Here is a 20,692-nt window from a genome sequence, read left to right on the forward strand (position 1 = left end):
CGATACCTGCTCTTGCTTTATTCCTTGCCCACCGGCTTCAGACTGTCAAACGGTATCCCGGTGTCGTCCTTGAACTCCTGCTCATCCCAAAACCCGATCAGCACCCCGGATTCAGCGGCCCTTTTTTGGCGCGCGAGCACTTCGGGCGTCGCCGTGATCCGGGTGTGATGGCGGGTTGACCACTCGAGCAACGCCGCTTCCATCCGCCGGCGCACGCCGATGTGTTCGGGCGTTTGAGAGTCGCCGAGATCGGTCACCTCGTCGGGATCGGTGGCGAGGTCGAAGAGGATCGGCCGGAATCCCTCGCAGCGCACATACTTCCACCGGCCGTCGAAAATCATGATCGTGTGGGCGTCCTCCTGCGGCACACCCAGGATGCGGGCCATGTCCGACCAGTGGTAATCATGCTCGCTGATCGCATATTTGCGCGAGAAGCCGTCAACGCCGTGCAGCAGCGGCGTCAGATCGCGGCCCTCGATGACATGCGGCTTGGCCCTGCAGCCGAGCGCGTTCATGAAGGTCGGCGCGAGGTCGATCATCTCGACAAGCTCGTCCTTCACGCTGCCGCGAGACGCGTCCGCTTCCGGCCGCGGATCGGCGATGATCAGCGGAACCTTGACCGCCACCTCGTGGTAGAAATCCTTGTCGCCCATCCAGTGGTCGCCCATGTAGTCGCCGTGATCGGAGGTAAATGCGATGATCGTGTTTTCGGACAGGCCCTGTTCGTCCATCCAGGCGAACAGCCGTCCCAGATTGTCGTCCAGCTGCTTGATGAGGCCCATATAGGCCGGGATCACGCACTCGCGAACATAGTCGCGGGAAAAGCTTCGGCACACCCGCGCCTGGTGGTAGGCGCGCAGAAGAGGGTGTTCCGTTTCGCGTTCGGCTTCGGAGCGTATGGGCGAAACGATGTGCTCTTCGCCGTACATGTCATGGTAGGGCGCCGGCACGATATAGGGCCAATGCGGCTTGATGTAGGACAGGTGGCACATCCACGGGCGACCGTCCTCTTCCGCCTCTTTCATGAAGTCCATGGCCCGGTTCGTCATGTAGGCGGTTTCGGAGTGTTCTTCGGGAACATTGGCCGGCAGTCTCGAATTTTTCAGCAGCCAGGCGGACAACAGGTCGCCGTCTGCGTCCTTTCCGGAATTGGCAAATTCCCCCCACGGGTTTTTCGATGAAAATCCGTGCTCGACCAGATAGTCGTCATATTTTGACCAATGCTGCCGGGGGCTGTCGGGATGCAGGCCGTCATCTCTCTCGAACGGTTCGAACCCGCATTCCGATACCCGCACGCCAATCTCGCTTGAAGGGTCGATGCCGAGCCAGGCCATGCCTTCGGCGTCCGCCGCCATGTGCGTCTTGCCGACGAGGACAGCGCGCGCGCCGGCCTCGCGCAGATGATCTCCCAACGTGGGCTCCCCGACGCGAAGCGGCATGCCGTTCCAGGTGGAGCCGTGGCTGCGAACATATCGTCCCGTATAGGCGGACATGCGGGAAGGGCCGCATACGGGAGACTGCACATAGGCGTTGGTGAACCGGACCCCGCGCGCCGCCAGCGCATCGATATGCGGCGTTTGCAGATGCGGGTGGCCGAAACAGCTCAGATAGTCGAAACGCAGCTGGTCGGCCATGATCCACAAAACATTCGGACGCTTGTTCACGTGTTCAACTCCCCCTCGAGCAATTGCCCGGCTGACATGTGCAGAAATTCATCAAGGCGGTCTGCGAAAGCAATGAACGCCCCGATCTCTTCCGTGGTGAACCGCTCGCGCAAGGCGTCGCGACGACGCTGCATGATCGGCGCCGCACGCTCATAGGCCTGCCGGCCGCAATCCGTCAAGGCGACGATCATCTGCCGCCCGTCATCGGCGTCGCGCTCCAAAGTGATGTACCCCTTGCGACGCATGTCCGGCAGCGCCCGGCTTAGCAATGAATGGTCGGAGCGCTGAACATAGGCGAGGTCGCGGATCGACATCGGTCCGGTCTGGTAGAGATCCCAGAGCGTGCGCCACTCGACAATCGAAAGGCCGCCTCCGGCCTCCAGTAATTTGCGGCCCTGAACCCGCGAAGCGGCGTAGAGGGCCGGCAGCCGGGAAAAGACGTTTGTGTCCAGCGTCTCGCGCCTTTGTTGTAGCCGGGCGGTGTCTGTGCGTGTCTGTTCAACCATTGTGTTCCTCCGCATCAATACTGCCCAAAGAAAAATTCCGTGACAAGTCATATAAATTCTGCGATTTATATTTTAGCCCTGACACCGGGGCTCGTGTTGTTGAGGAGCACACGAACTCAAGGGAGGAAACCGAATGATCAAGAGACTTCTTCTTGCAACGACGGTTGCACTGATTCCAGCTGCTGCGGCGGCCCAGGCGACGCTGACCGCCGAAACCACGACACCAGGCTCGACGCCGCATTATATCGACACGACGCTTGCAGCCGTGCTGGACAGCGCAGGCGTTGCGACAATGCAGATCACCGAGGGCGCGACGCTTACCAACTCCGTCCAGGCGGTCGCGGAAGGCAGACTGGACATGGCGCCTGCGCCGCTGATCCTGCCGTTCCTGCTGTCGAAGGGCATCGGTCCCTATAGCGGCGTCGGTCCGGAAAAGGGCGCCGAACTCGCCGAAAACATCCGCGCGCTTTTCTTCAATGCCGGATCGGCGCAGGTTTTCGGCTACTACAACAGCAATCCGGTGGAAGACATCCGCAATCTCGAAGGCTTGCGCATCTGGAACGGCCCGCCGCGCGGCGCCGCCCTTACGTCAGGACGCGCGATGATCCAGCTTCTGGCGGGCCTCAAGGACGGCGAAGGCTATGAGGGTATTCAGAATGAGTGGCCGGACACGGTCTCCACCATAACAGGCGGCGGAGCCGATGCGTGGACTATCCCCGAAGGCCTGCCTTCCGGCCGCCAGATCACCATTGCCGCCGCCGGCGGCATCACGCTGTACGATGTGCCTTCGGATCTGCTTGCCAGTGAACTCGGTCAGCAGATCGTCGCGGCGCCGGGCCATGCGCCTTACTCCGTCCCGGTGGACGTGGTCCGCAAGGCTTATGAGGGCAACGACATCACCATCGTGACTGACGACGACACGTTCGACAGTTTCGCGACGGCCTTTGGACAGATCGTGCCGGCCACGATGGACGAAGAGCTCGCCTACAACATCACCAAAGCCTATCTCGAAGGCGAAGAGCGGTTCATGACCAGTTCTCCGCGCGGGCCACACTCCAAGCTGAGCTTCGGAGATATTGACGGCAAGAGCCAGGGCGCCTGTGGGGCAGTGCAGATCAAGATGCATCCTGGCGCGATCCGCGCTTTTGAGGAGGCCGGGCATACCGTCGCGGACTGCCTGAAGCCGTAATCGTCCGATAAACGTCACGGAGCCTGTCCCCGGACAGGCTCCGCAAGGGGCGCGGGTCATGACGCAGGAAGAGACAAAACGCCCTTTCGGGCAATGGCTGGCGCTTGTTCTCGCGCTGATCCTCGTGATCGTCGGGCTCGTCAACACGATGCCGGAAATCCCGGGTCTGCAGGACCTTGCGCGCGATCTGACCGGTCAGAAGTTCTTCCGTGTTTCCGGTTTTGCCCCGCAATATTTCTACCCGCCGTTTTTCTTCCTGATGATGGCGATCGTGATGCTGGACGCCAGCGTTTACCGGGAATGGAAAAGGGAGAAGCCGGAGCTTGCCTGGCTTGGCTTTCTGCTGGACGCCGGGCTCATACTCGCCGCGTTTCTGGGCGCGCTCGGGTTCCTGGTCGAGACCGATTCCATCTGCCTCTTCGACCAGATCTCGGGCGAACGCGCGCGGCTGATCCAGGAAGCGGCGGAGCGGGCGCAGGGCGTCATTCCGGGCATTTCGCTCGAAGCCGAGGTGCCGGCGTGCCAGGCGCGTTTCGGCGTCTGGATCATCCCGCTGCTGTTCACGATCATCACACTGTTTTTCCTTTACAATGTGCGGGTATGGGGTCTGCCGCTGGTGATTGTAGCCAGCGTCGTCGTGCTCTACACGGTCGCAACCGCGCTGATCTGGGTTTTCGGACTGTCGGAAAACAATTTCCTTCTGACAAAGCTTGGGGCCGATGGCGGCGACGCCACCGCCGCCGCCATCCAGAAGGCGACCAACGTGTTCATTACGCCGGACGGTTTCATGGGCCGGTTCATGGACATCGTCGTCAACCAGGTCTTCCCCTATGTCATTCTCGGCTCCTTGTTCGGTACGTCGGCCGGCGGCACGTCGCTGATAAAGGTCGCGGTGCGCCTCACGCGCAACCTGCGCGGCGGGCCGGCGCATGCGGCGATTGTCTCCTCGGCGATGTTCGGCACAATCACCGGCGGGCCGGTCACCAACGTCTTGTCCACTGGGCGCCTGACCATCCCCATGATGCGGCGCAACGGCTTCTCGCCGCAGTTCGCCGGTGGGGTCGAGGCCGCGGCGTCGTCCGGCGGGCAGATCATGCCGCCGGTCATGGGCGTCGCCGCGTTCGTGCTGGTGGCCTTGACGGCCGTGCCCTACAGCAAGGTGATCACGGCGGCGTTTCTGCCGGCGATCGCCTTCTTTTTCTCGATCTTTCTCGCGGTCATGTTTCAGGCGCGCCGCGAGCGCGTGGAAGCCATGCGCGATATACCGGAAGACCTGGTCATGGACCGGCAGGACTGGTGGAACCTGATCATCATTGTCGTTCCGATCCTCACGATCCTTGTCCTGCTGCTCGGAAGCAAGGATTTCTATACCGGCAGTTTCGTTGCGACCGTTCTTCCGGCCGGGGTGGTGCAGACCATCGTCAATGCGACCGGCGACGCGGTCTCGGCCGGCTGGTGGGCCGTCGCCGTGCTGCTGCCGCTGCTGTTTCTTGATCCGAAAACACGCGCCAGGCCGGTGAAAATTCTCATCTCTCTTGCCGACGGCGGCATCCTTCTTTCGCGTTTGTTCCTCCTGTTGTTCGCAGTCTCGATCATCGCCGCCTTTCTGAACGAAAGCGGGCTGACAGGCGAACTGACGCGGGCCGTCACGACCTGGCTGGAACAGGCGGAGTTCATCGACGTGTTCGGTTTGACGATCCATATTTCCGGCGGCTTCTACCTGATGCTGGCGCTCACCTGCGCGATGCTGTGCGCAATCATCCTTGGCATGGGCATGCCCACGGTGCCGGCCTATGTGAACGTCGCGCTGCTGCTCGGACCGCTGCTCGCGCAACTCGGCGTCAGTTTCTTCACTGCGAACATGTTCGTGTTCTATTTCGCCGTCGCATCCGCCATCACGCCACCGGTGGCGGTCGCCGCGTTCGCCGCCGCCTCGATCACCCGCACCGAGCCCATGCGCACCGGTTTCGCCGCCGTGCGGGTCGGAATCGTGATGTTCACGATCCCGTTCATCTTCGCCTGGTATCCGGAATTGCTTCTGATCGAGGAGGCGGTTACCATTACCAATGAAGCCGGAGGGCGCGAACTGATCGCGGGCTACACCGGCGAGCCGGACTGGCTTGCGCTCAGCCTGCTTGGCCTGCGCATCCTGCTCGCGCTCTACCTTCTGGCGTCGGCGCTGGCGCGTTATGATCGCGGCCCGATCGCAGCCTGGGAAATCGCCCTGCGGCTCGCCCTTGCGGTACTGGTCCTGTGGAAGACGCCGGTATTGATGTGGGCAGGCATTGTTTTCGGCCTGCTTCTGATTGCGAGAAATCTCGTTTTTGAGCGCAGGACACAGGAAGCGGCGTCCCGGGCCTGACCTCACATCCACATTGCTGTGGCGCCGGCTTGCGTATAAGTTCAAGCAAAACAAGGGAGCACAGGGATGTACAAAGTTTTTCGCCGAATACTTTCCGCGACACTGGTTCTGGGAATGGCGGCCGGAACCGCGAACGCCGCAGAATGGAAATTCAACAACGGGCTTCCGGAAGGCCGGGGAGAGTCCGCGCAACTGGAAACCTTCGCAGAGGACGTGGCGGATCTGAGCGGCGGAAGCCTTACGATCGACGTCTTCCACGGCGGTTCGCTGAACCTCAAGGACAACGACGTGGCGCGCTGGCTGCCCCGCGGGGCTGTGGAAATGGGTCTGGTCTGGGCGAACTACCTCGGCCGCGACGTTCCCGCACTGAACGCGGTGATGATCCAGGGATCGGTCGGCAGCCCCGAGGAACTGATCGCCGCGCTGCCGGAAATCCAGGAGATCTACACCGAAGTGCTCGGCGAACTCGATATCGTGCCGACCGGGTTCATGGCGCTGCCGCTCCTGAAGGCCTCGATCTTCTGTCGGGAGGAGCCGGTTCGCACGCTCGAAGACCTCAAGACGAAGAAGCTCCGCGTCTGGAGCGCCGATCAGGTCGAAACCTTCACCAAACTTGGCGTCTCTGCGCAGATCGTGGGTCAGAACGACCTTTACGTGGCGCTTCAGACCGGCGTGGTCGACTGCGCGGTCTATCCAGCGCTCTTCGCGCACACCATATCGCTTCAGGAAGTCACGAAATACGCCTCCTATCTTTATCCGGTGGCGGGCGTTCCTTATGTTCTTGGCGCTTCCAAAGGCGCGTGGGAAAGCCTGAGCGACGCCGAGCGCGAAGCCGTTGAAACGGCGGCTGCCCGCGTCTGGGAACGCACCAACGAGTATTCCAAGGCGGAAGAAAACGAGCAGGCCGCGCGCGCCAAGCTCACCGAGCAGGGGATCGAGTTTCTCGAGCCGTTCTCTGAAGAAGATCGCGCGGCGTTCCTCGAAGCAGCCTCCGCCACATGGCTGGAGATGGCCGAGGAAGCAGGCGGCGCCGCGCCCGAGTACAGACAGAGAATCCTCGAATCCCTGGGGCGCTGAGCTTGCAGCACGGAACGGATGAAGACAGGCGTTCGGCAATCGCCGAACGCGTCGAGAGACTGCTTTTGCCTGTCTTCAACGCGATGGCCCTGCTGGCGGCGGCGGGCGGCGTCGCGATCGTCGTTCTGATTGGCGCGAGCGTGGCCATGCGGTACTTCGCGTTCGCGCCGTTCCGGTTTACGGAAGAACTCGTCGGACTTCTGATGACGGCCGCTTTCTTCCTCGCTCTTCCTCTGGCGACGCTGCGGGCCAAGCATGTTCGCGTTCTTGTGCTCGTCACGACGCTTCCCGCGCGCGCGGCGCGGGCGGCCGGGGTTCTCGCGGCGCTGTTCGGCGCCGCCTTCTGCCTCTGGTTTTTCGTGCTCTGCCTTCCATGGCTGGAATTCGCGATTGACCGCAACATCAAGACCGAAGTCGGCCGTCTTTTAATGTATCCTTGGATGGCGCTTCTTCCCTTGTCCATGGCGTTGACCATGGCCGCGTTTCTGGCGCGCGGCGCATCCGGCGGCGGCCGGAATCAAACCGCTCGACCCTGATCAGGCGGAAGAAAAGCGATGTTCGGTTTCTGGGGCATACTGATTGGCGGTCTGGCGGTGTTCGCGGGTTCCGGGCTGGCTCTCGGCGCGGCGCTCGGGCTGACCGGACTTCTGATCCTGCACTTCCTCGCCGGCGGCTCGACCTATGTCGCTGTCGACGCCGTCTGGAACGTGTTCAACTCCTTTACGCTCAGCGCCATTCCGCTCTTCATCATTCTTGGCGAGATCATGCTGCGCAGCGGCATCAGCGAGAGGATTTACTCGGCGCTGACGCCGCTGTTCCAGCGCGTTCCGGGCGGGCTGTTGCACACCAACATCGCTGTCTGCACGCTTTTTGGCGCGGTCAGCGGTTCGAGCCTGTCGACCGCCGCGGCGGTCGGTTCCGTCGCCTATCCCGAAATGACGGAGCGCGGTTATGACAAACGGATGGTGGTGGCGTCCCTGGCCGGGGGAGGGACGCTGGGCCTGCTGATTCCGCCCAGCCTCTCGTTGCTCATCTACGGGGCTTTGACCGAGACCTCCATCGGGCGGTTGTTCATGGCCGGTCTGTTGCCGGGCCTGCTGCTTGCGGCGATGTTCATGATCTACATCCTGCTGCGCTGTCTCTCCCAGCCGCGCCTCGTTCCGCAACGCGGGGCGTCCGCCGGCCTCAGGGTCATTCTCGTCAATCTGCTCAGCCTGTGGCCATTCCTGCTGCTGATCCTCGCGATCATGGGCAGCATCGCGTTCGGCGTGGCGACGCCGACCGAGGCGGCCGGAATAGGCGTCATCGCGACGATCGTCGTGGGACGGTTCTGGGGCAATCTGACCATGAAGACGCTCGCCGAGAGTTTCTTTGCGGCGATCCTCCTCTTCGCGTCGATCGCCTTCGTTGTCATGGGCGCGACAATTCTTGCGCAGGCGGTAAGCCTGCTCGGCGTTCCGCAGGCCATCCTGGAGGCTGTGCGCGCTGCGGATCTCGGACCGGTGGCGGTTCTGGCGCTTGTCGTCCTGATCTACCTGGTGCTTGGTTGTTTCTTCGATGGGCTATCGCTTATGATCATGACGCTTCCCATCGTGGCGCCTCTGATGGTCGGACTTGGCTTCGACGCGATCTGGCTCGGCGTCATCATCACCATCCTGATCGAGATCGGGCAGGTGACGCCGCCTGTGGGACTCAACCTGTCTGTCCTCGTTTCCGTCACGGACGAAAAGGTGTCGCTCGGCGAAGCCGCGATCGCCACCATTCCCTATTGGCTGATCCTGCTGGCGGGTATCGCGATACTGGCCGTCATGCCCCAGATCGCGCTGTTCCTGCCGTCCATTGTGATGTGACGTCAGTCCGGAATGTGAACGAGGTCGAGGGGCAGCGTGTTCATCATCTCGCACCCTCTTCCGGTAATCAGCAACTGGTTCTCTATGATCATCCCGCCAAGCCCGTCAATATACCACGGGCACTCGAACGCCATGACCATGCCGGGCTCGAAAACAACGTCCGACTCCGCGGAAATGAACGGCCATTCCTCGCTTCCGGGACCAGCGCCGAGCCCATGCCCGAAATGACCTCTCGTATAACCGGGAAATCCTGTATCGCGGATCGCTGCAAGCGTGACCCGATGGACTTCCGACAAGGGCACACCCGGTTTCAGTAACGCAGATCCCGCTATGAACCCCTTCATGAGCGCGTCAAAAAGGCGAGCCTGCGTCCGGCCGGGTGAGCCAAAGACAAAGGTCCGGCCGGTATCGGACGTGTAACCGTTCACAAGACATCCTACATCCACCTTGATCAGGTCTCCAGGGGTGACCGCCGCGTTTCCTCCCCATGGATTTTCCCCGACGGAGACGTACTCCCACGCACCGCTCAGCGATCGGCTGTCCGGATGGCTCTCAACCGCCTTTCGCCAGACGTCTGCAAGCGCGTCTCGGGTCACGCCCGGCCCAATCGCTCCCCGCAGCGCCTCAATGCCGGTTTCCGCAATCTGAACCGCGAGACGCAGATTGGCGATCTCATCAGCGGATTTCACCATTTTCAGCCGGGCGATCAGCGTCGTTGCATCGACCAGGTCCACGTCGCCAATCGCAGCCTTGAAGGCGTTGAAGTCCCTTGCGGAAATCCCTGAGGCCTCAAATCCGATGCGCGCCTGATCGAGACCGCGTTCGCGCAGGATATCCGCCAGGTGGCGGTAGCACAGGTCAGGGTCAAAGGTTTCGGGACGTGCAAAGCGATCGGGGCGACCGGCGATGCGCCAGGCGGCCGCAACCTGTTGTTCGGGAGGAATGTCCGGATCGATGTCGTCGAGGTTCGTAGTTTCCACCCATATCGGGCATTCGCGAATGTCCGTTATGTGACTGGCTTTGCGGAAGCTCCGCGCAAACAGGTCGCTGACGACGGCCGTCTCCGGTCTGGCACAATCTGCGGGGACGAAAACGGCGACGGCGCCGGCTCTGCCCCACATGGTGGCCACTCCGGGGGAGGCCCCGGTTGCGTAGAGGAAGCTGTCAGGCGAGAGCAGTATCAGTCCGTCGATCCCCGCATCGGACATCAACTGTTCGGCGCGTTTGCGGTCAAGATTTGCCATCGAACCTCACCTCCTGATTAACCCGCCCGAATTCCAGGTGTCTCAATCTAATGGGCGCGCAGCACGACATGCGCAAGGTCGCACAGGCAACAGAGTCCCCTTCAGAACGGTTCTTCGCCCTGCAGGCGCCACAGGTCGACCGTCAAGTCCCGTGCGGGCATTTCGACTTTCGGCAATGTCTTCGCGTCCATGGGGTCGGTTTCGTCGATGACGCCGCTTCGCGCAAGGACAAAGGCTGTCAGAGCGTAAACCTCGTCGTCTTCCAGCGACTTCGGCGCATGAAAGGGCATGGCGCGGCGAATATAGTCGAACAGTGTGGTGGCGTAGGGCCAGTAGCTGCCGGCTGCGCGCGAGAATTCGCCCGGATGCGGCGCCGCCAGCGGCTCTATTGGTCCTTCGCTGGCAGTTTCGCCATGGCAAAACGCGCACTGGAACTCATAGATTTCGGCGCCTTCAGCAGCCGTACCGGAACCATCGGGCAGGCCGGTTCCATCCGGCATGATATGGATCGCGAAGGCTGGTATGTCCGCTTCGGAAAGCGGAACCCCGAGACCTGGTCCCTCGGCCATGGAAGTCGTCGTCGCGAGCCCCAGCAGGGCAAGCGCTGCAAACCCGCTACGCATAGGCATTGGCGACCTTCCCCTCGGGCGTAACGTCCCAGGCCTGGATGGCGTTGTAGTGGTTTATGTTCGTCGGGTGATAGCGGGCTTTCCACGCGGCGCGGGTTGGCTGTGTGCGACCTTTGGAATCCGTTGCCCGGCTCAGCAGTCGCGTTGGCGATCCGTCCCAGCGCCAGGGAATCGTGAAGCGGGTGAGCGCCTTTGACTGAACCGGTTGTTGCAGGTCGGCGTCCGCCCAGCTTGTCCCGCCGTCGGCCGATATCTCCACCCGTGCAATCGCGCCGCCGCCGGACCATGCAAGGCCTGAAATCTCGTACAATCCCGGCCCATTCATTGTCATTGTGCCTGAAGGATGGGTGATCACCGACTTCACGCCCATAGCGAAGCTGAAGCGCACGGCCCGACCGTCCGGCAGCGGGTCGGAATAGGCGCCGGATTCATCACGCGTAAAGGCGGGTTGAGATGCCACCTGCAGGCTCGTCACCCATTTCACGTTCATGTTGCCTTCGTATCCGGGAAGGAGAGTGCGCATCGGATAGCCCTGTTCGGGGCGTATGCGCTCGCCGTTCTGGTGGAGCGCCAGCATGCCGTCCGCCAAGATCTTTTCCATCGGGATTGAGCGGGAGAGGCCGGCCGCGTCGGCGCCGATGGCGATCACCCACTTGCCTTCGGTTTTGACGCCGGCTTCCTCCATCAGGATGGAGAGCGGAACGCCCGTCCACTCGGCATTGGAGACGAGACCTGCCAGCACGTCCAGACCGACGTCCTGCGGTTCCGGTTCGACCGCATTGAGAAAGCCGTTTCCGGCGCATTCGATGAAATGCACGCGCGAGACCATCGGATAGCGGTCGAGCGACGCGAGATCGAATTGCAGCGGCCGCTCAACAAGTCCGTGGATCATCAGTCGATGCTGTTCGGGGGCGATTTCCGGCCGGCCGCCATGGTGCACCTCGAAGTGCAGGCCGTTTGGCGTGATCGAGCCGCGCAACTTTTGCAGCGGCGTTCCGGAAAATCCGAATTCTGGCGACAGATCCTCGTAGATCTGGAACTGGGTTCGCTTTACATCGGCTTCCTGCGGCGCCGGCAGACCGTAACCGCGAACTTCTTCGCCTGGAAGTGTCGCCCAGTCTGGCGGCTCCGCCTCGGCATGTACGGCCTCGATGACGCCCTGGCTGAGCGCCGCCGCTGTCCCGCCAAGTGCTGCGCCTTTCAGCAGCTTGCGGCGGCTGAGCAGACCGCCGCCTGCCACGGCCGAACCGCCATCCCTGATTGTTCTCGATTTCGCCATTGCCCATCCCGCTGCTCTCCATCACGTCGGAAGAGTCGTGGAACTATAGGCGACGAAGGAAAGGAAGGGTAGGGCGCGGGAACGCGCCCGGGTTTGTCGCTATGATATCGATATCCGGTTGCTTTCCAGTTTCCATAAGGAGGCGATCGTTGCGTCCGCGCGAACAGGGCTCGTTTGAAGTCTCGTAAGCGACAAAGGCGGCTTTCAGCAGTTTGCGGCGACTGAGCAACCAGCCATGCGACCGCCGCTTCGTCAAGCCGATGTCCCTTTGCTTTGCCAATTTCGTCCTGGCGGAATATCGAGCGTATCGATGCGCTTTCCGCGAAGACATCGGGCGATGAATCGGGTCAATGACAGGGCGCGAGATCGCGCCCTGTCCTGTTAACCCGCGTGATACTGCGGCGTGGAGGCCAGATAGCGGCCATAGGCTCCCGCATCGGGGTATGAGAAATATTCCGCCAGCGGGTTGGACTGCTTTCTGACCCTGGCGCCCATATCCGACAGCAATTCGTCGAAGTGGCGGAAGTGGAACGGCGCCGAACACAGGCCGCCATAGATCTGGGCCGCCGGTCGTTCCCGGCGTCGCCAGTCGAGCATCATGTCGATGTTCTCGCGCATTTCGGCATCTGTCGGCTGATGGGCGAGCTGACCGTCGGCGTAGCGCACGAGCCAGTTGGCGACCATTTCCGCCGACAGCACGGTGCAGAAACTGGAATTGAATCCGACAAAGCCCATATCCGGCAGGTCCGGGTTCACCGACAGGCGGTAGACCCGGTATTGTCCATCCTCTTCGATCAGTTTCTCGCGGTACTCTTCTCCTAGATAGGGAACACCGAGTTTCCAGCCGACGGCAAGGAGGGCGATGTCGCATCCAACGCGTTCGCCGTTCGACAGCAGGATTTCATCGCCCTCGTAGCGTTCGAAGGTGCCCTGAACGGGTTTGATCGAACCGTCCTTGAATCTTTCGAAGAGTCCCGGCGTGACGATCGGTATCGAGCAGGAGATATCCTTCTCGATCGGCGCTTTCGGCACCATGTCCCACTTCTTCAGGCCGAGTTGGAGTTTCAGCAGGGTTTCGAGGCCGCGGAAATTCGCCCAGACGACAGGCTTGGATACAGCGGCAGCCATCCGGCCAAATCCGCCACGTCCCCAGGCGTTGAACTGTTCTTCCTGAGCCCGCATGTACAAGAGCCGCTTGAAGTTTATTCCGCCGACGAAATAAGGAATCCGCCAGACGGGTTCGCGATAGACAAGTGTCACGGCGCTCGCGCTGCTTTTGGCGGCGTTGACCGCGATGTCGGTCGCCGACTTGGAGCCGCCCAGGACAACGACGCGTTTGCCCTCGACGATCGACGGATCAGTGTATTCAGAGGAATGCATCACCTTGCCGCCGCCGGCGACGAAGTCGTCCTGACCTGGATGGGTTATGATGTTCTTGTCGGAAAACTGGCCGGTGGCGATTGCGACGAAGTCAAAATCTTCCTTCCGCGTTTTCCCCCCTGCCTCCAGTGTCAGTGTCCATCCCGGCTTGCCGTCGTTGCGCCGGTCCATCGACACCACATCGGTATTGAGCTGGTAGAGGCGGTGCAGCCTGTGGAGGTCGGAGTAGCTGTGGAGGTATGCATGAACCTGCGGACCTTTCGGCCATTCCGGATAGTCGTCCGGCATCGGATGATCGGTAAACCTGTAGAGGTCTTTCGGAGACTGGGTCTGGACATCTGGATAGGAACGGGACGGTTCCCAGACGCCTCCAATGTCATGGCTTCGCTCGAAGCCGGTGACCCGATGTCCCTTTTCGTCGAAGGCCTTGACGGCCGCAAGGCCGCTGACGCCGCCGCCGATGACGGCGACCGTTTTGCGTTCGATCATGGCCGCCTCCTATTCGGAATCGGGCGGCGGCAGGAAGTCCACCTCGTGCAAGGCGGACAGGCGCACCAGCTCTTCCGGATTAGTCACACCGTCCAGCACAGTGAACAGGTCGAACAGCTTGCGCGCAGGCGCGACGCCGAAAATGCAGGTCGCTTCGGCGCCCGATCTGTTGAAGATGCCGTGGGCGATTCCCTTGGGCATGCAGATCGTGTCACCGGGGCCGGCCTTGTGAACATCCGGTCCGAATTCGACCTCTAGATTGCCTTCCAGAAGACAGATCCATTCGTCCTGGGTGGGGTGAATATGCGGAGGCACGAAGGTGCCGTCCGGTATGACGGCGTGCCAGATGAAGGCATTGTCGCTGAGCAGCTTCGGTGTGTAGGTGTGACCGACCACATTCCAGGATGCGCCGTCGACCCCGCTTGCCGCGGGAGTGATGCCAGGTGTCAATTTCATGTTGGTTCCCTCTTTGTTGTTTATGAGGGGAGTGTAGTTGTTCCCGACGGGCTGCCTTGTCCGGAAAACGAAATAAATGCGCTAGAGAGTTGCCCCTTTGCTTCAAGTTTAAAATTTATTAGGATGAGACATGACTGTCGTCCGGAGCGGTAACGATTTCGAGCCGCTGGCTCGCAACCGGTTGTTCCAGACAACCGAGCTCGACAGTGCGCGCGACATCGTTTCCCGGAACTTCTGCCGCCACCGCCTGGACAGGGCAACCACCCGGGACAATTTCGATGCGTGCTACAACCGCGTGGTCGGAAACCGCCTGTCGCTGAACTACCTGCGCTACGGTGCGGATGTCGAGATAGAGCCGGGCGAACTGGGGGGCTTCTACCTGATCCAGGTTCCGGTCAGGGGGAATGCCCGCATCACGACCGGCGGTCAATGTGTCGAGGCGAATGGCGACACGGCGTCGATCCTCAATCCGACACATCATACAAGCATGCGCTGGTTCGAGGGGTGCGAAAAGATCCTGGTGCAGATCGACAGGGATCGGCTTCAATCGACTGTGGAGTCCCTGATCGGGCATGCATTGACAGGATCTCCCGCTTTTGCCCCGAATGTCGATTTACGGCGGCCCGAAATGAAACGGTGGGCCATGAAGTTACGCACCTGTGTCGAAGCTATCGATGCGGGCTACGAATTCGCGGGTGAGCGGCATTTCGGAAGTGTCGTCGAGGAAGAACTGCTTCATGACTTCATCGAAAGTCAGCCGAGCAATTTTGACGGTTTCCTGCGGGATGACCGCCCGGCCTTTCTGCCCAGGCAGGTGCGCGTGGCCCGCGATTTCATGCATTCCAATCTTGCTGAAGACATATCGATTGGAGATGTGGCGCGGGCTGCGGGCGCCAGCGTGAGGTGTCTCCAGCTGGCGTTCCGGCATCACTACGGATGCAGTCCGTTGCAGTATCTCCGTCGCCAGCGTCTGAATATGGCGCATTTCGAGTTGCAGCAGCCCGAGAGTCCCGGCGCCGTCGCCGATGTTGCCTATTCGCTGGGCTTTCATCATCTCGGCCGTTTCTCTGCCGCCTACCGGCAGGCATTCGGAATTACCCCGAGTACGACACTCCACCGGTCTCATTGATCGATGCTGTCAAACTGTGGCCTTTATAATCTGTTAACCATGCTGTCGCGTGGTCAAGGAGCAAGATGGACGCTCCGATTGCCAGGGGGGTGACTTATGCCAATTGGTGAAAACATCATTGGGGCCGGTGTTTTGGCGCCTTTCTTCAAGATCTCGAATCCGGATGATCTCGACATCCAGCCTCCGGAAATCCGTGGTGGCGACGCCCTGCAGAGCCGGATCCGATCGCTGTCCGGTTTCCAGAAGGAAGCGATTGTCGCGTCCGCGCGAACAGGGCTTGTCTGGCGTCTGGTCAGCGACGAAGGCGCCTATCTCGACGGACACGACGCTGCTCCCTGTCCCCTGGCTTTTCTCAGCGCCGGCATGGCGGCGTCCTACATGGACGAGATCCTGGCGCTTGCAAGGCGGCAAGGAGTTGAGATCCGGCATATCAGGCTCGTCCAGGACAACTATTACACAATGAAGGGCTCGATGCAGCGGCGGACGATGGTTGGCGGCGCGCTCCCGGTGGAACTTGTCGTGGAGATCGATTGCGATCTTGAAGACGCGGCGCTCAACCAGCTGCTGATGGACGCGGTTCATGCTTCGCCGCTCAACGGTCTGATGCGGGGCCGGCTGGCGAGCCTGTTCGCTCTTTCAAAGAACGGTCGCGAGTTGCAACTCGGCAATGCGGCGCCGCTTTTCGGCGATATCTATCCTGAAACAGGCGCCCGATTTGAGGACCTGGAGGCCGAATCCTCTGACCTGGACTTGGTGGGGCCAGTCGGCGTGACGCCGAAGAAGGACGTGGCGCTGGGCACAACCTCCGCTGGCTCAAGCCTCGCGGACGAACAGAACCGGGTGCTCAACATCGGCGCCGTTTGCACGCTGCGCGAGGATGGTTTGAAGGACATCGTCCAGATGCAGTACAGCCCTCACGGCACGTCATTCCGGTTTCTCTCGGAGCCGGCGCCGGCGGACGGCGGCAAGGGGCGGGCGCCGGACGCCAATACGCTGATCTCGGCCGGGTTCGGTTTCTGTTTCATGACCCAGTTCGGCCGTTTCGTCAGCATGCTGAAGCTCGATCTGCCCGAATACCGCATCGTGCAGGACACGTTCTTCTCGCTTGGCGGCGCCAGCGGCGGCACTGGCGAACCCGGCAAGGCCGACCCGGTCGAGACCCATGTCTATCTCACGACGATGGAGAATGACGACACGGCGCGCGAAATGCTCGATATTGCAGAACAGACCTGCTTTCTGCACGCCTTCTGCCGGACCGACCTCAAGACGAAACTCCGCGTCAGGCGCGTATAGGAGTTCTGTGTGCGAACAAAAAAGGAACTTTTGGCTGCATTCCAGCTGGAAATGTACTAAGATGTTTGGTGAATCCGGGCGGCGTTCGAGGGCGCCGCGCGGTGATGGAAAGACGAAAATACGGATTACCGAAACAAAGCCAGATTACTGATACTCTCGAAAAACGCGATTTCCCGAAACAAACCCAGATCCGCCCATACGAGCAAAACCGCCATTTCCCGAAACAAAGCCAGATTTGTCTAAAGACCCGGAAACGTAGATTCCCGAAACGAAGCCAGACTGCAGGCCGGTGGTAATGCGCAATATTGCGAAACAAAGACGAATTTCAAAAATAATTATAAAAATCAATAGTTTAATTGGAAATTCGCTTCAAGCGGCCTGACATTTCAGTTGACAGCCGCCATGCGCCGGCGGATATCATTGCCAAGCGCATGCTTTCGAATGGAGCAGACGATGTCGCCTTTCAGCATGGATAATCCGGTCTTTGTCAGCTACGTCATCGCGGCTTGCCTGATGGTGCTCAAGATACTGGGGCAGGGCTGGGTGACTGTCTACCGCATGATGAGCAGCGACAGCGGGCTGATCAATCCGGAAGACCTCAAGCCGGGACCCGCCAATCGCAATCCCAGGCCGGACCAGTTGGAAATCAACGACTATGTCGATCGGTCGCGACGCGTCCAGCGAAACGATCTTGAAAACATTCCGGCCTTTCTGGCGTGCGGACTGATATTTGTGGCGGTCGGACCGACGCTGGTTCTCGCCAACATCTTCTTTGTCGTATTCGTGCTGGCGCGCCTTGCCCACACATGGGCCTATATGACCAGTCAGCGGCACGAAACGAGAGCGACATTCTATACGATCGGCTCCGTCATCACGATCATCATGGCGATTTACGCGCTGGCGGCCGCACTGTTCTGATTGCGCTCGGTTACCTCGACAGACTGCTCGATGAGTTCCGCGAAGCCGAAATTGGTCATGAAAGCGATGGTTGCGGCGTCGTCGCCGACCCCAATGCGGACTATCTGATCTGCCGTCGCCATGCCGGTCGCGTCGACCAGATGCCACGCGCCGTCGAGGAACACCTCGGCCACCGCGTGGAAATCCGGCGGCGTGACGTACGGCGCATAGACGCTGACCATCCGGGCCGGAGTAGACGAGGCGCGGGCGAGCGTGATCATCAAATGCGCAAAGTCGCGACAGACCCCCTGCTGCTGAACGAATGTTTCCAGTGCCGTGGTGCCTGGATGGCTGGAGCCGGGTACGTACTGGATATTCTGGTTGACCCAGTCCCGAATGCCTGCGATGCGGGCGCCACCCTGCAGATGTCCGAATTCGGCGGCGGCGAAATTCAGGAAATCAGCCGACGGGCAAAAGCGCGAGGGCATCAGGTAGCGCACGGTTTCACCCGGCAACTGGTGCGGCGGCGTGAAAGCGAGACCGGCGACGTCATGCGTATTCCGTTTGATCTCGACAGCCGCGGAATAGCTGCAGACGAAATCGTTCTGGACGCGCAGCCACAGCCGTTCGCCGATATCGTCTTCGGCGGGCACACGGGCCTGGTGGTCCGTGTCACTCAGGTCGATATTGGACGAGAGGATCTGCTGGTCGGGCTGGCTGGCGGCCTCGATCTGCAACAGGACATCCGTCTTCTGCGGCATGCTGTAATGAAGGTGGGTCTTGATGTCGAGGATCATGAGAATTCCGTTTCCGTGAAGTGGCGTTAACGTATCGCGATTGAGCTGGTTCCATGGCCGATACCTGTCATCGACTGTTTTTTTGAAATAAAGCCGGTAACCTTGCGCCGAAGGGAGTTTTGCCGAATGCCCAAGGGATTTCGATCGTATTTTTTGCCATTGCTGTTTCTCACTTTGCCGGCAGGAGCGGCGGACAGGGACATCTGTGTGCGACAGGGTCATCGTTGCGCCGATCTCGTCTATCGCGGTCTCACCTATCCCTACGAAAGAGAGCCTTCATCGTATCTATTCATCAATGGCGGCGTCTATCCCTATGTCGACGTGACTGACGATCTGCTCGGCGCATCGACTGTTCGGCTCCCCGACGACAGCGTCATGGAAGTTGCGAGGCTACTGCAGTCTCTCGGTCTGGGAGACAAGATCGGCGCGCAACTGATCCCCGTCATCGGTTACGGATCCAATCCGGCGCCAAGCCAGATTGGCAGGAAATTCTCCGCCCGCGCCTATCAGGGCGACGTGGTCGTGCCAGTGATGAAAGGCGTTCTACACGATTTCGATGTCGTCTGGACGCCGGCATTTGTCACCTACGGCTCGATGCCGGCAACGGTCGCGCCATCGCCCGGAACGGATGTCGATGTCTGGATAACCTGGCTCGAAAACGGAGCGGAACAGACGATGGACGAGACGGAGCATTCCAATACGGAGGAGCGTCCGCTCTATGTCCAGGCGACGCTGGACGACGCGCGCTACAGTTTCGACGGGCCTGATCCGGACCACATCGGGATCTACGTGTCCTGCTTCGGACCGCTTGCCGTCGACGGCGAAACATTCGCTGTCTCGGAGGTCCCGGCAAGGGGCAGGACAATCAAGACCCTGACCTCGCCGCAGGCGATCGCCAAAGTGACGCTGCAACTCGGATGGCGGGGGAGCGTCCTCGATCTCGTCTACAGCAACGTCGTCGACGCATCGGCGCGGGCGGAACGAAACGCGCGGCTGAGAGCTCTGGGCTCGCTTCCCGTTATCCCCGGCGCGAGCGATCTCGACGCCTGCAAAAGCAGTTGGGAAGGGCCTGGCAAGGCCTATTGAAGGCTATCCGTAGACCACGTTCGGCAGCCAGGTGATGATCTCCGGAAACACCATGCACAGCACGAGCCCAATGATCTGGATCAGCAGGAACGGGATCGCCGCCTTGAAGATGCGCGCCATCGGGATTTCCGGCGGAGCCACCCCGCGCAGATAGAAAAGCGCATAACCAAAGGGCGGCGACAGGAAGCTCATCTGCATGTTGACGAGGTAGAGCACGCCGAACCACAGGACGAGGTCGCCCGGATCATCGAAGCCGAAACTGGCGGCGCCCAGCGCCTTGATGATCGGAACGAAGATCGGCACGCACAGAAGCAGGATGCCGACCCAGTCGAGGAACATGCCCAGGAACACCAGAATGATCTGCATCATGATCAGGATGCCCCAGGGCCCGAGACCGAGGCCCTGCATGGCGCTCGAGACGAACTGCTGGCCGCCTTCAAGCACATAGAGACCGACGAAGATTGTCGCGCCAAACATGATCCAGATCACCATGGCCGATGCTTTCAGCGTCGTCACACAGGCGCCCCGAACCGTCGCCCAGTCGAGCTTGCGGTGAATGGCCGCGACGATGAACGCGCCGAAGGTGCCGATGCCGGCGGCCTCCACCGGCGTCGCAACGCCGGAGAAGATGACGCCGAGCACGACGACGATGAGGATGATCGGGGCCGACATCCGGGACAGGATCCTCAGCTTTTCCCTGAAGCTGATGCGCTCCTCGATCGAGGCGGCGGGGCCGAGTTCCGGATTGATGTAGCATCTCACGGTGACGTAGAGCACGTATAGACCGGACAGCAGAAGGCCCGGGAAAACCGCCCCGATGAAGAGTTCCCCGACCGATTGTTCGGCGACGACCGCGTAGATGATCGCAAGAATGGACGGAGGGATCAGGATGCCGAGCGTGCCGCCCGCCATGATCGAGCCCATGGCGATTTCCGGATTGTAGCGCTTCTTGAGCATCGCGGGCAGGGCGATGATGCCCATCGTCACCACCGCCGCGCCGATGACGCCGACCATGGCCGCGAGGATGGTCGACGCGATGATGGTAGCCGAGGCCAGGCCGCCCCGGACGCCGCCCAGCACCTTGTAGATAACATCGAACATGTCGTTGATGATGCCCGCCCGTTCGAGCATCGCCGCCATGAAGATGAAGAGCGGTATCGCCGAGAGCTGGTAGTTCGTCATCAGCGGGAAGATGCGACTTGGCACGATGTTGAGCACCTGCCAGCTGTCGCCGAGGATGAACAGGAACACGCAGGCGAGCCCGCCCGTGACGAAGGCCAGCGGCAGGCCGGCCATGAGCAGCATGATAAGGCTGCCGAACATGATGAGGGTGAGCCACCCGATGGAAATATCGACGCCCATCGA

The 20,692-nt window shown here is 60.9% G+C and carries 18 protein-coding genes; 9 read left to right on the plus strand and 9 right to left on the minus strand.

Going from position 1 to position 20,692, the window contains the following annotated elements; translation table 11 throughout:
* Positions 1 to 17: 17 nt before the first annotated feature.
* Positions 18 to 1,664, minus strand: a complete 1,647-nt coding sequence (locus AAFN47_RS09445; protein WP_499808964.1) for a sulfatase-like hydrolase/transferase — start codon at positions 1,662 to 1,664, stop codon at positions 18 to 20.
* On the minus strand, positions 1,661 to 2,170 hold the full coding sequence (locus tag AAFN47_RS09450; protein ID WP_499808965.1) for a MarR family winged helix-turn-helix transcriptional regulator: 510 nt from the start codon (positions 2,168 to 2,170) through the stop codon (positions 1,661 to 1,663). Before AAFN47_RS09450 ends, AAFN47_RS09445 begins: the two co-directional genes overlap by 4 nt.
* Positions 2,171 to 2,303: 133 nt before the next feature.
* Here AAFN47_RS09450 and AAFN47_RS09455 point away from each other — a divergent pair, with 133 nt between their 5' ends.
* From AAFN47_RS09455 to AAFN47_RS09475, 5 genes are all read left to right on the plus strand, one after another.
* Positions 2,304 to 3,359: a TAXI family TRAP transporter solute-binding subunit gene (locus tag AAFN47_RS09455; protein ID WP_499808966.1), complete on the plus strand. Its 1,056-nt coding sequence runs from the start codon at positions 2,304 to 2,306 to the stop codon at positions 3,357 to 3,359.
* 58 nt (positions 3,360 to 3,417) lie between these two features.
* Complete coding sequence (locus AAFN47_RS09460; RefSeq protein ID WP_499808967.1) at positions 3,418 to 5,721, plus strand: TRAP transporter permease; 2,304 nt, start codon at positions 3,418 to 3,420, stop codon at positions 5,719 to 5,721.
* A gap of 66 nt (positions 5,722 to 5,787) precedes the next feature.
* A complete protein-coding gene (dctP, locus tag AAFN47_RS09465) occupies positions 5,788 to 6,798 on the plus strand; it encodes a TRAP transporter substrate-binding protein DctP (RefSeq protein WP_499808968.1) in 1,011 nt (336 codons plus the stop codon).
* A gap of 2 nt (positions 6,799 to 6,800) precedes the next feature.
* Positions 6,801 to 7,334, plus strand: coding sequence for a TRAP transporter small permease (locus AAFN47_RS09470; RefSeq protein WP_499808969.1), 534 nt, complete (start codon positions 6,801 to 6,803; stop codon positions 7,332 to 7,334).
* An 18-nt stretch (positions 7,335 to 7,352) separates the two neighbouring features.
* Positions 7,353 to 8,648 carry a TRAP transporter large permease gene (locus tag AAFN47_RS09475; RefSeq protein ID WP_499808970.1) on the plus strand — a complete coding sequence of 432 codons (1,296 nt, stop codon included), beginning with the start codon at positions 7,353 to 7,355 and terminating at the stop codon, positions 8,646 to 8,648.
* A 2-nt stretch (positions 8,649 to 8,650) separates the two neighbouring features.
* Here the strand turns inward: AAFN47_RS09475 and AAFN47_RS09480 are convergent, their stop codons facing one another.
* The 5 genes from AAFN47_RS09480 to AAFN47_RS09500 all read right to left on the minus strand — a co-directional run bounded on the left by AAFN47_RS09480 (position 8,651) and on the right by AAFN47_RS09500 (position 14,125).
* Positions 8,651 to 9,892 carry a M24 family metallopeptidase gene (locus tag AAFN47_RS09480; RefSeq protein ID WP_499808971.1) on the minus strand — a complete coding sequence of 414 codons (1,242 nt, stop codon included), beginning with the start codon at positions 9,890 to 9,892 and terminating at the stop codon, positions 8,651 to 8,653.
* A 101-nt stretch (positions 9,893 to 9,993) separates the two neighbouring features.
* Positions 9,994 to 10,521 carry a c-type cytochrome gene (locus AAFN47_RS09485; RefSeq protein ID WP_499808972.1) on the minus strand — a complete coding sequence of 176 codons (528 nt, stop codon included), beginning with the start codon at positions 10,519 to 10,521 and terminating at the stop codon, positions 9,994 to 9,996.
* Positions 10,508 to 11,800 carry a sulfite dehydrogenase gene (soxC, locus tag AAFN47_RS09490; RefSeq protein ID WP_499808973.1) on the minus strand — a complete coding sequence of 431 codons (1,293 nt, stop codon included), beginning with the start codon at positions 11,798 to 11,800 and terminating at the stop codon, positions 10,508 to 10,510. Before soxC ends, AAFN47_RS09485 begins: the two co-directional genes overlap by 14 nt.
* Positions 11,801 to 12,181: 381 nt before the next feature.
* Positions 12,182 to 13,669, minus strand: coding sequence for a flavin-containing monooxygenase (locus AAFN47_RS09495; RefSeq protein ID WP_499808974.1), 1,488 nt, complete (start codon positions 13,667 to 13,669; stop codon positions 12,182 to 12,184).
* Positions 13,670 to 13,678: 9 nt separating this feature from the next.
* Positions 13,679 to 14,125 carry a cupin domain-containing protein gene (locus AAFN47_RS09500; RefSeq protein WP_499808975.1) on the minus strand — a complete coding sequence of 149 codons (447 nt, stop codon included), beginning with the start codon at positions 14,123 to 14,125 and terminating at the stop codon, positions 13,679 to 13,681.
* Positions 14,126 to 14,255: 130 nt separating this feature from the next.
* On the opposite strand from AAFN47_RS09500, the gene AAFN47_RS09505 reads away from it, so the two are divergent.
* The 3 genes from AAFN47_RS09505 (at position 14,256) to AAFN47_RS09515 (ending at position 17,465) form a co-directional block, all read left to right on the plus strand.
* Positions 14,256 to 15,254: an AraC family transcriptional regulator gene (locus AAFN47_RS09505; protein ID WP_499808976.1), complete on the plus strand. Its 999-nt coding sequence runs from the start codon at positions 14,256 to 14,258 to the stop codon at positions 15,252 to 15,254.
* Positions 15,255 to 15,350: 96 nt separating this feature from the next.
* Positions 15,351 to 16,547: an OsmC family protein gene (locus AAFN47_RS09510; protein WP_499808977.1), complete on the plus strand. Its 1,197-nt coding sequence runs from the start codon at positions 15,351 to 15,353 to the stop codon at positions 16,545 to 16,547.
* A 453-nt stretch (positions 16,548 to 17,000) separates the two neighbouring features.
* Positions 17,001 to 17,465, plus strand: a complete 465-nt coding sequence (locus AAFN47_RS09515; RefSeq protein WP_499808978.1) for an MAPEG family protein — start codon at positions 17,001 to 17,003, stop codon at positions 17,463 to 17,465.
* On the opposite strand, the gene AAFN47_RS09520 is transcribed toward AAFN47_RS09515, so the two are convergent.
* A complete protein-coding gene (locus AAFN47_RS09520; RefSeq protein ID WP_499808979.1) occupies positions 17,438 to 18,241 on the minus strand; it encodes a transglutaminase-like domain-containing protein in 804 nt (267 codons plus the stop codon). The two genes, AAFN47_RS09515 and AAFN47_RS09520, sit on opposite strands and share 28 nt — an antisense overlap.
* A gap of 126 nt (positions 18,242 to 18,367) precedes the next feature.
* Here AAFN47_RS09520 and AAFN47_RS09525 point away from each other — a divergent pair, with 126 nt between their 5' ends.
* Positions 18,368 to 19,327: a hypothetical protein gene (locus AAFN47_RS09525; RefSeq protein ID WP_499808980.1), complete on the plus strand. Its 960-nt coding sequence runs from the start codon at positions 18,368 to 18,370 to the stop codon at positions 19,325 to 19,327.
* A 3-nt stretch (positions 19,328 to 19,330) separates the two neighbouring features.
* Here AAFN47_RS09525 and AAFN47_RS09530 read toward each other — a convergent pair whose 3' ends face one another.
* Positions 19,331 to 20,689, minus strand: coding sequence for a TRAP transporter large permease (locus AAFN47_RS09530; protein WP_499808981.1), 1,359 nt, complete (start codon positions 20,687 to 20,689; stop codon positions 19,331 to 19,333).
* Positions 20,690 to 20,692 lie beyond the last annotated feature (3 nt).

Origin of the sequence: Hoeflea sp. CAU 1731, assembly GCF_039888615.1 — a bacterium.
In the GTDB taxonomy this organism is placed as follows: domain Bacteria; phylum Pseudomonadota; class Alphaproteobacteria; order Rhizobiales; family Rhizobiaceae; genus Flavimaribacter.